This window comes from Cellvibrio sp. (genome assembly GCF_046347455.1).
Taxonomy (GTDB): domain Bacteria; phylum Pseudomonadota; class Gammaproteobacteria; order Pseudomonadales; family Cellvibrionaceae; genus Cellvibrio.
The window spans coordinates 1-12449 of record NZ_JAXMGC010000004.1 but is presented as its reverse complement, the minus strand read 5'-3'; the positions used below and the strand labels follow the sequence as shown (position 1 = coordinate 12449).

8 protein-coding genes are annotated in these 12449 nt (G+C 44.8%); 7 read left to right on the top strand and 1 reads right to left on the bottom strand.

Annotation, left to right across the window (positions count from 1 at the left end):
* Positions 1-112: 112 nt before the first annotated feature.
* The gene (locus tag U1F02_RS08485; RefSeq protein WP_409989952.1) at positions 113-1633 is read right to left on the bottom strand and encodes a UxaA family hydrolase; all 1521 of its coding nucleotides are present in this window, start codon (positions 1631-1633) and stop codon (positions 113-115) included.
* A gap of 602 nt (positions 1634-2235) precedes the next feature.
* On the opposite strand from U1F02_RS08485, the gene U1F02_RS08480 reads away from it, so the two are divergent.
* The 7 genes from U1F02_RS08480 (at position 2236) to U1F02_RS08450 (ending at position 12331) form a co-directional block, all read left to right on the top strand.
* A complete protein-coding gene (locus U1F02_RS08480) occupies positions 2236-3666 on the top strand; it encodes a glycoside hydrolase family 28 protein (RefSeq protein WP_409989951.1) in 1431 nt (476 codons plus the stop codon).
* 128 nt (positions 3667-3794) lie between these two features.
* Positions 3795-6572 carry a TonB-dependent receptor gene (locus U1F02_RS08475; protein ID WP_409989950.1) on the top strand — a complete coding sequence of 926 codons (2778 nt, stop codon included), beginning with the start codon at positions 3795-3797 and terminating at the stop codon, positions 6570-6572.
* Positions 6573-6736: 164 nt separating this feature from the next.
* On the top strand, positions 6737-9283 hold the full coding sequence (locus tag U1F02_RS08470) for a DUF4861 family protein (RefSeq protein ID WP_409989949.1): 2547 nt from the start codon (positions 6737-6739) through the stop codon (positions 9281-9283).
* A gap of 45 nt (positions 9284-9328) precedes the next feature.
* Positions 9329-10168 (top strand): 5-dehydro-4-deoxy-D-glucuronate isomerase, encoded by an 840-nt coding sequence (gene kduI, locus U1F02_RS08465; RefSeq protein WP_409989948.1) that lies wholly within the window; start codon positions 9329-9331, stop codon positions 10166-10168.
* Positions 10168-10962, top strand: a complete 795-nt coding sequence (locus U1F02_RS08460) for a gluconate 5-dehydrogenase (RefSeq protein ID WP_409989947.1) — start codon at positions 10168-10170, stop codon at positions 10960-10962. Before kduI ends, U1F02_RS08460 begins: the two co-directional genes overlap by 1 nt.
* A gap of 135 nt (positions 10963-11097) precedes the next feature.
* Positions 11098-11481, top strand: coding sequence for an acyl-CoA thioesterase (locus U1F02_RS08455; protein ID WP_409989946.1), 384 nt, complete (start codon positions 11098-11100; stop codon positions 11479-11481).
* A gap of 292 nt (positions 11482-11773) precedes the next feature.
* Positions 11774-12331 carry a cytochrome b gene (locus tag U1F02_RS08450; protein WP_409989945.1) on the top strand — a complete coding sequence of 186 codons (558 nt, stop codon included), beginning with the start codon at positions 11774-11776 and terminating at the stop codon, positions 12329-12331.
* The last annotated feature ends 118 nt before the right edge of the window (positions 12332-12449 follow it).

Sequence of the window (12449 nt, the reverse complement as noted above, 5' to 3'; positions counted from 1 at the left end):
AACATTTAAAAATCTGAAATAGAGCGAATGACAACTAGTATACAAGTTTGAGGCATTGATTTCAGAGTTTTCTACTCTCAACCATCCTTACCATCCCCCATCGCAACAACTGCTAGACGGTCGCGCCGATTTTCCACGGTGTAAATTCGTTATCGCCATAACCTAAGAGCTCACTCTTGGTTTGCTCACCAGAAGCGATTTTTAAAATTTCCTGAAAGATTTTCTCGCCGCATTCGTACAGGCTTATTTCGCCATCCAATACACCGCCGCAGTTGATATCTATATCTTCTTTCATGCGTTCGTAGAGCGGCGTATTACTGGACAGCTTTACACAAGGAGCGGGCTTACAACCAAAAGCCGAACCGCGGCCCGTGGTAAAGCAAATGATTTGGGCTCCAGACGCCACTTGCCCCGTAGCTGACACAGGGTCATAGCCGGGACTATCCATAAACACCAAACCTTTTTGATCAATGTGCTCGGCGTAAAGGTAAACCCCGTTGAGATTTGTGGAACCGCTCTTTGCCTGCGCCCCCAAGGATTTCTCCATAATGGTGGTCAAACCACCCGCTTTGTTACCGGGCGACGGATTGTTATTTAATTCAAAGTCGTTGCGCGCGGTGTACTCTTCCCACCACTTGATGCGATCTAACAACTGCTCTGCAATTTTCGGAGTAGCGGCGCGCTGAGTGAGCAAATGCTCGGCCCCATATATTTCAGGGGTTTCCGACAGAATGACGGTGCCGCCGTGACGAATAAGAATGTCACCCGCGATGCCTAACGCAGGGTTAGCGGTTACACCTGACAAAGCGTCGGAACCACCGCATTGCAACCCAATCATCAGCTCGCTTGCCGGAACTTCCTCGCGCTGGAATTTGTTGACGAGAGGCAACATCTTACGAAGTGTTTCTATGCCTTTTTCGACGGCAGCGCGGGTACCGCCCTCGTCCTGAATCGTAAAAAAACCGAAGGTTTCACTACCCGCCAAACCGCTCTCTTGCAGTACACGGCTGACTTGCATGGTTTCACAACCTAAGCCCACCATCATCACACCGCCAAAATTGGGATGACGAGCATAACCATCAAAGGTGCGACGTAGGGTTTCATAACCTTCGCCATCCGAACGCATGCCACAACCCGTCTCGTGGGTAAGCGCCACCACGCCATCAATATTGGGGAAGTTCTTTAGTTCACCAGAAAAAGTGAAGTGCTGAGCTATAGCTCGCGCTACCGTTGCAGAACAGTTAACCGTCGTCAGAATACCTACATAATTGCGCGTACCCACCTTGCCATTGACACGCTTGTAGCCGCGAAAAGTGGCGCGCTCAGCGTTCGGAACATAATCTGTGGCAACTGCTTTGCTACAAAATCCGTAATCTTTATCGGCGTCGCCCATCACGCAATTGTGGACGTGAACATGAGCGCCGGCAGGAATAAATTGGCTGGCAAACCCCATGGTCTGGCCGTATTTGAGGATGGCTTCGCCTGCAGCTATATCCTGCAGGGCAACCTTGTGTAGTGCGGGGATATCATCTACCAGGCGCAGCTCAGAGGTGATTAGTTGAGTTCCAGCAGGCAAGGCAACCTTGCAAATGCCCACATTGTCTAAATCATGCAAACGCAGAATGTTGCTCACAAAACCACCTGAATCAATTACTACACAATGAAATTTATGCCGCTTTTCAGGCTCCAGAAGAAAAAACAGGCGCCTTGCGGCGCCCAAATCGGCAATGGTATTCGGTCAATACCGTTTTTAGACTAGCACCGCCCGCATTTTAACTGCAACACACCCAAGCAAGCGAACCATAGGGTCTTGAAACGTTTTCATGACCATGAAGGTACGATTTTGCAACATCCATCCTATATTCACTTCTTAAAGTTATTAAATAAACTTCCGTTTAATCAAAAGATCGAAATCCCATCCGCAAAAAATATTTTTAAAAAATCAAAAAAAATTATTTCGCAAAATACATGAAAACGTTTACATAAATATTTAAAGCAAAATGTAATCGTTTTCATAAATTAATTTAGGTTAAAAAAACTAATAAAATGGATTTTTATAGAAAATTTTACATTGCAGGTTATTGCTTTTATTCAAACCGCTCTTCACAATAAAAATACAACGACTAATAAATAACCGTTTCCATTACTGAAAACAGATTTGTCGAACCGCACCACTAATCTCTGGCGCCCAAAAAAAACATAACGATTGAAGAGAGTACGCAGTTGAATAACCGCTTGAGCCAATTAAGTCGTAGAAGCTTTCTTGCATCTGCTGTAGGTCTAGCAGGTTGCGCCCTGTATTCGGAGCAAGACAGCAAACTTGAGCGGGTAAACGATCAATCCAAAACGGCTTGGGCGCTCGCGCGCAAAATTATCCGCAACATCAAAGCGCCCACATTTCCAAAGCGTGATTTTCACGCAGTCGACTTTGGCGCAAAGGCTGATGGAAGCAACAACACGCAAGCCTTTGCAAATGCGATTGCGGCATGCCACCAAAGTGGCGGCGGTCGGGTGATTGTGCCAAAGGGTGATTTCGTTACCGGCCCAATTCACTTGCTCTCCAATGTGAACCTGCACCTCGAAGAAGGTTGCACGCTGTTATTCAGCACCAATGCAAAGGATTACTTACCGGTTGTGTTTACCCGCTGGGAAGGAATGGAACTAATGAGCTATTCGCCTTTGGTCTATGCCTACCAACAGCAAAATATCGCCCTCACAGGAAAAGGAAAACTTGATGGTCAGGCAGATGAATTCACTTGGTGGCCGTGGAAAGGTGGCAGCTGGAAAAGCGCCAAAAATTGGAGCAAAGAAGGCATTGCAACGCAGGATGCTGCGCGCAAAAAGTTAGAACAAGATGTTGAAGCTAAACGTCCTGTCAGCGAAAGAATTTATGGTGAGGGCTCGCAATTACGTCCGCCATTCGTGCAATTTTATGAGTGTAAAAATTGCTTGATTCAAGATGTCACCATTACTCGCGCGCCCTTCTGGCTGATTAACCCAGTGCTTTGTGAGAACGTGATTATTCGAGGTGTAACCTGCTCAAGCTTGGGGCCAAATTCCGATGGCTGTGATCCTGAGTCTTCCAAAAATCTCATCATAGAAAATTGCTTTTTTGACACAGGTGACGATTGCATCGCTATTAAGTCAGGCCGCAATGCGGATGGACGCCGCCTGAATATCCCCTCAGAAAATATCGTTATTCGCAATTGCAAGATGCGTAATGGTCACGGCGGCATAGTAATTGGCAGTGAAATTTCGGGCGGCGCACGCAATATTTTTGCGGAAAATTGTGAGATGAGCAGCCATGAACTTGAACGCGGCCTGCGTTTTAAAACCAATTCTGTGCGCGGCGGAACCATCGAAAATATTTTCTTCCGCAATATTGATATAGGCGACGTACAAACCGCTATCGTCATTGATTTTGATTACGAAGAGGGCGATACAGGTCAATTTCCACCTACTGTAAAAAATATAGAGGTGCGCGACTTGCATTGTAAAAACGCACAACAAATTTTCAATGTAAAAGGTTATTTACGCTCACCTATTCGCAATTTGCATTTAGTTAACTCACATTTTGATAAAGCTGTTGATATAGGCCGCCTTGAAAATATGGACGGATTTTTATCCAGCAATGTCAGCATTTCCGGAAAGCCATTTTCAATTTAACGAATAACAGTGATGAGTAGCTTTTTTGCGAGGAATCACCAAGACAGAATTGTTACCTGCAACCGTAGTAAACAATAAATATCACAACCTCAAAGTGATCATTCAACAATAAAGATGGGAATAGCAAAATGAGTAAACAATTTAAAATCAATCCACTATTGCTCGCCATGACAGTAGCCTTGCCGAGCGCCCTGTACACACAAGTTTCGCTTGCGCAGGACGAAACAATTGAAGAAATTCAGGTAACGGGTTTCCGTGCCAGCCAAGCGAAAGCATTGGATACCAAACGCCAATCGACAGGTGCAGTCGATGCGATTATGGCTTCGGACATCGCAGAATTTCCTGACAACAACCTTGCAGAATCTTTGCAACGTATTCCTGGTGTCGCTATTACCCGTTCGGGTGGTGAAGGCCGAAATATTTCTGTGCGTGGTTTAAGCGCCCAGTACACCCGCATTCGTATTAACGGCATGGAAACATCAACGACTACTGGTGGTACAGATGCCACAGGCGGTAACAACCGTGGCCGTAGCTTCGACTTTAACGTGTTCTCTTCTGATTTGTTCAGCTCGCTGGTTGTTCACAAAACGGGTTCTGCTGATGTTGATGAAGGCTCGTTGGGCGCAACCGTCGATATGCGCGCGCCACGTCCATTCGATAAAGAAGGCTTTGTATTTACTGCTAACGGCCAATTGGGCTACAACGATCTTTCTAAAGAGCAAGATCCATCAGGCGGTTTTCTAATTAGCAATACTTTTGCAGATGGAAAACTCGGTGCATTGTTTTCTTACTCTTACGGCGAGCGCAGCATTCTCGACCAAGGCACCAGCACAGTTCGCTGGAGTAACGCAGCAAACGAAAAATTTGGTAAGTTGAAAGGCACAACCATTCTCGCGACCGACGCAATTACAACTGCGTTCCATCCACGTATTCCGCGTTACGATTCTTACGAAACCAATTTGTCGCGCGAAGGCATGAGCGCGTCTTTGCAATGGCGCCCCACTGATGCAACTGAAATTAGCTTGGATGCATTGAAATCAAATTATGAAGCAACACGTAAAGAAAAATTTCTTGAAGCCTCTATGAACGGCACGCAAAACGCGAACGTAAACATTACCGATTATGAAATCGTTGGCAAAACTCTGGCCTACGCCAGCATGACCGGTGCACGTCTTTTGGCTGAAAGCCGCGAAGACCAAATGACAACGGATTACTCCATGTATACATTGTCAGCCAAGCATGAATTTAGTGATAGATTCCGTGTTGACGCAATGGTAGGTAAATCGCGCTCTGATTTCCAAAACCCAATTCAAAACACCATCATCATGCAAGCTAACAACCAAAACCTGACGTGGGATTACCGCAACGGTGATGGTCGTATTACCTTCGGTGATGGCGCATTTGTTCCCGGGAATTGGTCAATCAATAGCGTTCGCCAACGCCCGCAAGCGACAAAAAATGATTATGACGCAGCGAATTTTAATCTCGGCTTCGACATCAATGACACCTTCACATTGAAAGCAGGTGCAGCACGTAAAGAATTTACCTTTGATACATGGCAGCAAGCCTATCTCGGCGGTGAAGGTTTAGGCACAACTGCAAACTGTGCACTCACTGGCAATACCACAACCGCGAATACACCAAGTCCATCTTGTGGTGTTGATTTGCTTGCCAGCCCCACATTTATTGTGAGTTACGATTCAGGTCTAGGGCAGGATGTACCTTGGTTGTTACCAAATCGCCAAGAGGTAATGGATAGCTTCGGGTTATGGAAAAAGCCAATGACCACAACTGAAAGTAGCACTGCGCGTAGCGGCACTTTCGATGTAACCGAAAAAACCAACAGCGAATATGTGCAAGTTGAATTCAAAACGGAATTGGCGGGCATGCCCTTCCGCGGTGATTTTGGTTTGCGCCATTTCACAACAGATCAAACATCAAGTGGTTGGGTGCAGCGCAACAAAGTGTGGGGACAAGAATATGTGAGTCGCAGCTACTCAGATACTTTGCCTTCAATTAATTTAGTCCTGGAGCCGACAGAAAACCTGCTCGTTCGTGCTGCCTATTCTGAAGGTATTGCGCGCTCGAATATGGGTAGCTTGACCAATGATACCAACGTCACTTACACGGGTACCAACCGCGCAATCTCCATCAACAACCCATACTTAGATCCATCAAAAGCGAAGAGTTACGATTTGGGTGTTGAATGGTACTTTGCTCCTGAATCTGCTTTAGGTCTCGCATTGTTTAGAAAAGATGTGGATACCTTTGTGCAAACAGTGCCTGATAATCTCACCTTCGCTGAGCTCGGTTTAACGTCTGATCTTGCGGTACAAGCCTGCGGAACTTCATACAGTTTGGCAGCAAATTCCAACTGTAATGAAAATTTAAAATGGGCGGTTTCAAGACCTGTTAACGCACCAGGCGGTGTCATTAATGGTTACGAAATTAATTATCAGCAACCATTCACCTTCTTGCCAGGTGTGTGGCAACACTTTGGTTTCATTGGTTCTTACACCCACGTAAGTGCGGAGATGGATTACATCACCTCATCAGGTGCTCTTAACAAAGCCCCTCTGTTGAGCTTGTCTCCAAATTCGTCCAGCGCAACCATTTATTTTGAAAAAGATGCTTTCAAGGCGCGCGTGTCTGTTGCAAAACGTGATGGTTATTTAACACTTGCAGTAAATGACTCTAACGGCAACTACCAAAATGGTACTCGCGGTACCACCAACGTAGACGCTCAAGTGTCTTATGATTTAAACGATCACTTCAAAGTCACTCTGGACATGCTTAACCTGACCAATGAAATTGATGATCAATGGGTTGAATCAAGCGAGCCACGTTTGTCTTACGTTCACGAGACGGGTAGACAATTTAACTTGGGCGTAAATTACAAATTTTAATTCGCACAAGTTAACGCGTTATCAATAGGCGTTACACAAGCCTATTAAAAAAGGGATGTCGGTATACCGGCATCCCTCTTTGCTTGTTAGAGATGAAGATTTATCTACAACAATTTGCAGTTTGCTTTAGGCAAAAAAAGGCCATAAACACAATAGGTGGAATTTTGAATCAGCTTACATCATCAAAGCAGTATGTTGGATTTGTATTGGTCGGTGCCATACTCAGCGGTCTCACTGCGTGCGCAACTGAGAAGCCTACGCAAGTTACTCCGCAAGCCCCCAAAGCATCACCTGTTGCGACTATCGAAGCAACGAACCCAACCAAAGTGCCACGTAAACAAGAGCCACTTTATTTTTCATTTACCGAATTAGGTTTAACCCTTGATGATGCACGAGCAAAATATCTGGTTGCACTTCAAGATGGAAAAATTCTGCCGAGCCAACTTATCGATACGAATATGGATAGCAAACCGGATACTTTTTTAGTCGTACCGGATTTTGCACCAGCTCAAACGTTAAAATTTAATGTTGTGAGTGATTCCAGCATTAAAGTACCTGTATTGAAAAAGCAGACGCAAGCCGAGATCTCTATTAAAGATGGCGGCCAGTGGAACGGAAAGGTTTACGAAAACTTCACGCATTTCAAAAACGTTCAATCGTTTACACCGCCACCACAATATACCGATCATTCCTATTATATCCGCTATGAAGGCCCTGGCATTGAATCAGATAAAACCGCTTACCGGGTTTATTTAGATTGGCGAAATGGATTCGATATTTTTGGTAAAAAAACACCGGAAATGGTTCTGCAAAATGTGGGGCAAAAAGATTACGAGGAATACCACCATGATGCACCATGGGGCCAAGACATTTTAAAAGTAGGCAAGACCTTAGGAACGGGCGGTTACGGTTTCTGGAATGGAAAGTCAGTAGAACTCGTCTCCAACGTTAAAACCTGGAACGCTACTATTGTTGAAAACGGTGCGCTCTATTCCGCATTCAACATCAAATATAACCAGTGGGAAGTAAACAATCATATCTTTGATCTCTCATCGCAATTGTCCATGAACGCTGGTAGCCGCTTGGTACACACACGCTTAAAAGTAACCGAGCATGAGCCACCGTCAGACGAGATAGATCCGCGCGCGCGCGTGAATAAAAATCTACCCAACATAGCAATCGGTGTTGTTAAACACCCCAACACAAAACTACTTCTTGGCAGTGACAACATTAGCGGTAGCGCGTGGACCTACGCTGCGAGCTGGGGCAAACAAAGTTTAAGCAGCCCAGATAGTTACTTGGGTATGGCTGTCATATTCCGCAAAGGCGATCGCGAAAAGCAAACAGAAGATTCAGGCTCTTATGTCTCCGTAATGAATACCAATGGCGGCGATTTGGATTACTACTTTGTAGCTGTTTGGGATCAAGAAATTAACGCGATTAAAACAGAAGCTGAATTCAAAGCCTATTTGGATAGCGAAGTAGAACGTCTTACAAAAGAAACACGTATCAAAGTTGAATCTACATTGAGCGCCGCCGCAAAAGCGAAACCCATTACCGCCGAAACAGCTTTAGCTTGGAGTAAAGGTTTGGCTGATTCTGAACTTGCGCGCAAAACACTGAGCTATCACGCTAACGGCTGGGATGAATATCGCAAACGCCCTACTGTATTCGAATACGATGTGGTGGGCATGCAAATTGGTGCGCTCCAAAAACTAAACCAAATTTCTCCAGACACCCGCTATAGCGACGCTTTGGAGAAAGTTTCCGGTAGCTACATAAAGAATGACGGAACTATCATCGGTTTCAACGCTGACTTGTTTAGTATTGATAGGACCAAACCCGGCGAAATGATTATTTTGTTGGAACAAAAAACCAAAGAAGCTAAATATCGTAAAGCGGTTGATTTGTTACGCGCAAATTTAAAACGTCATCCACGCACATCTGAAGGCGCGTTTTGGCATCGCATTATTTATCCCAATCAATTGTGGTTAGACGGTGTCTATATGGGCATGCCGTTTCTTGCGCAATATGCTGCTACTTATGAAACGGGTAAACAACAACATGAAAGCTTTAAAGAAGCTGTACATGAATTCGTAATCGCACGTGATCACCTGCGCAACCCTAAAACCGGACTTTATTACCACGCGTGGGATGAATCTAAAAAAGCTGATTGGGCCGATAAAACAACCGGTCGCGCATCTCAATATTGGTCGCGCGGCATGGGCTGGTACGCCATGGCCTTAGTCGATGTGTTGGATTTTTTACCACCCAGCGAAACACAATTGCGCAAAACCTTACTTGATATAGTGAATGAATTAGCAGCCGATATTTTGCGCTACCAAGATCCGGCCACATCCACTTGGTGGCAAATTACAGATCGCCCAGGCGATATCGGCAACTACCGTGAATCTACCGCAACCGCTATGTTCAGTTACTTCCTGACCAAAGCAGTGAACCAAGGGTATTTACCCAGCTCATATAAAGAAGCTGCGATTAAAACCTACATGGGCTTGATCAATGAGTTTGCAAGCGTTGAAGCTGATGGAAAAATCTCCATGAATAACCAATGCCTAGTTGCGGGCTTAGGTGTGGGGCGTGATGGCAGTTACGACTATTACATGACTGAGCCTATTACCTCTAACGATGCGAAAGGTAATACGCCTTTTATTCTGGCTGGATTAGAAATGCATAGATTGTTAAAAAATTAGGGCATCAAAATTCAACTTCACCTATTTTTAGATAAGGTTTAAGCAATGAAAAAAATCGAAGAACGTTTTGCCGTTCATGTTGACGATTACAAACACTACGATACCGAAAAATTACGCAAACACTTTTTGATTGAAAATATATTTGTCGCTGACGATATTCAATTTACTTACACGCACTATGAGCGTTTGATGGTGGGCGGAGCCATGCCCGTTGCTAAAGCCGTGAAGCTTGAATCCATCGACCAACTAAAATCAGATTATTTTCTGCACAGACGTGAACTCGGCGCAATCAATATCGGCGGCAAAGGTACGGTTACTGTTGATGGCACCGCCTACTCCATTGATACCAAAGAAGCGCTTTATATTGGCCGCGGCGCAAAAGACGTTATATTCACCAGTGATGATTCAAATAGCCCAGCGAAATTTTATTTGAATTCAACACCTGCACATTGCACTTATCCCACCAAAAAACTGAATAAAGAAAACAGCAAAGTGTTGCACATGGGTGCAAGTGACACTTGCAACGAGCGCGATATTTACCAGCTAATGATTAGCACAGTGCTCGATACCTGTCAGTTACAAATGGGCATGACGGAATTAAAACCGGGCAGCATTTGGAACACCATGCCAATGCACACCCATAGCCGCCGCATGGAAGCCTATTTTTATTTCAATATTCCTCAGGATCACGCTGTTTGCCATTTTATGGGCCCTGCAGAAGAAACGCGCCATATTTGGGTTGCGAATGAACAAGCTGTTGTTTCACCTCCGTGGTCAATGCACTCCGGTGTGGGCACAGCGAGTTACACTTTTATTTGGGGAATGGCTGGAGAAAACCACGATTACACGGATATGGATTTTCACAAGCCGAGTGAGGTGCGCTAATGAATCATCCGCTGTTTGATTTAACCGGAAAAATTGCAGTAGTAACGGGTGCAACTCATGGTTTGGGTATGGCTATGGCTTCCGGTCTCGCTAGCGCCGGTGCGACCTTAATTATTAACGGCAATTCATCGCAAGAAAAAATTGATGCAGCCGTAAACATCTATCGCGAAATGGGCTTCAAGGCGTTCGGCTATAAATTTAATGTAACCGACGAGGAGCAAGTTACAGCCGCAGTTAGCCAAATTGAAAATGACCACGGCGCAATAGATATTTTAATTAACAACGCCGGCATTATTAAACGCACACCATTACTGGAAATGTCCTTAGAAGATTTTGAGGAAGTGATAAAAATTGATTTAACCGGCGTGTTTACTATGACTCGCCCGGTTGCGCGCAAAATGGTTGAGCGTCGCCGCGGAAAAATTATCAATATTTGCTCAATGATGAGTGAGCTCGGCCGAAATTCAGTGGGCGCCTACGCCGCCGCCAAAGGCGGATTAAAAATGCTCACTAAAAATATGGCGACTGAGTGGGCCAAATATAACGTGCAAGTTAACGGCATTGGCCCAGGCTATTTTGCAACAAGCCAAACAGAACCCATTAGGGTTGACGGTCACCCTTTCAACGACTTTATTATCAACCGCACCCCAGCAGGAAAATGGGGTGACCCAAGCGACTTGCAAGGCACGACAATTTTTCTTGCATCCAAAGCAAGCGATTTTGTAACCGGCCAAATTGTGTATGTTGATGGTGGTATTTTAGCGACCATTGGCAAACCCAGTAACGAAGCCTGACATAAGTCCATTCGCATAAAGCTCAATCGTGTTCTCGATTGAGCTTTATCGTTCCAATTCCTCGACCCAAACAAACTGGCGTGTTCGGCGTTCCTGTGCTGAAATTAAAAAATTCCAACACAGGTTAATAGCCCCATGACTTTACTTGAACAACCTCAAGGCACACTCACACTGCAAACCCTTTCCATGCCCGCAGACACAAACCCCCAAGGCGATATTTTTGGCGGCTGGTTGCTCTCACAGATGGATATAGCGGGTGCTGTATTAGCCCTCGAAATTGCGCAAGGGCGCGTTACAACGGTGGCTGTGAGCGGTATGAAATTCCTGCATCCCGTTCCGGTTGGCTCTCTGGTAAGTTGCTATTCGCTCCTGCGTGGAATTGGTCATACATCTATAAAAGTTGGAATAGAAGTGTGGATAAAGGATTTTAAAACACACCAACGCATTAAGGTTACAGAAGGTGAGTTTGTTTACGTAGCCATCGATGAACAAAGTAGAAAACGACCTATTAGGGGATAAAATGCCGCCAAGATTTCGATCAAATAACACGAAAAATTTGATCTTTTGTTAAACATTCGGTTGATGCAAAACCCATAAACTCTTAATAAGCATTTTAAATTCAATAAGATAGATCTTCGACTTTTGGCCGATAACCTATATCCCCCTAAAACTAAGGTCTTTGAGTATTTATTTCCTCTGCTGTATTTCGCCTAAATTGCTGTTAATGTCACACAACTTTGTGAAAACAGCGGTAGTCTAGGAACTACCGGCAAATGTGCGCATCCAAACAGGCTACATAGGGAGGATAAAAATGTTAAAAGACTCAAAAACTGGCTACGGTTTAATTAGCATCATTTTTCACTGGGCTTGCGCTCCCTTAATACTATTTGTCTTTGGTCTCGGCGTTTACATGCGCGGGTTAGATTACTACTCACCTTGGTATCATCGTGGACCTGAAATTCATATCGAATTAGGCTTACTTATTTTTTTCTTGATGGTATTGCGTTTGCTTTGGCGACTCCGCAGTGGATCGCCAGAGGCTATAGCGACAATTCCCAAAAGCAACCAACTCGCAGCAAATCTCGTGAAGCTTGTTATTTATATTGCAGTATTCACGATTTGTATTACCGGCTATTTGATCACAACCGCAGAAGGCAGCGGCGCAAATTTTTTTGGCATTTTTAATATCCCGACCACGCTCGAGCTATCCGCCGATAATATCGATCGCGCAGGTAAAATTCACAAATACGTTGCCTGGGGACTAATTGCGTTAGTAGCCCTCCATGCGACTGCTGCATTATTTCACCACTTTATCAAACGCGATAAAACGCTCGTTCGAATGTTAAAACCCTCGGACGATTCTCTTTAAGTCCGCAATCAACCAAAGTAAAAATCAACAGGAGCAATTTATGTTTGCAAAAAAACAACTCGCCGTTTTGGCACTCAGTACACTTGGTGTTGTGAGCCTGCCTTCATTGGCTGACAAT

Coding starts and splice junctions, on each gene's coding strand:
- U1F02_RS08455 (WP_409989946.1), top strand. CDS start 11,098: ATGACTTTACTTGAACAACCTCAAGGCACACTCACACTGCAAACCCTT.
- kduI (WP_409989948.1), top strand. CDS start 9,329: ATGAAAAAAATCGAAGAACGTTTTGCCGTTCATGTTGACGATTACAAA.
- U1F02_RS08460 (WP_409989947.1), top strand. CDS start 10,168: ATGAATCATCCGCTGTTTGATTTAACCGGAAAAATTGCAGTAGTAACG.
- U1F02_RS08475 (WP_409989950.1), top strand. CDS start 3,795: ATGAGTAAACAATTTAAAATCAATCCACTATTGCTCGCCATGACAGTA.
- U1F02_RS08450 (WP_409989945.1), top strand. CDS start 11,774: ATGTTAAAAGACTCAAAAACTGGCTACGGTTTAATTAGCATCATTTTT.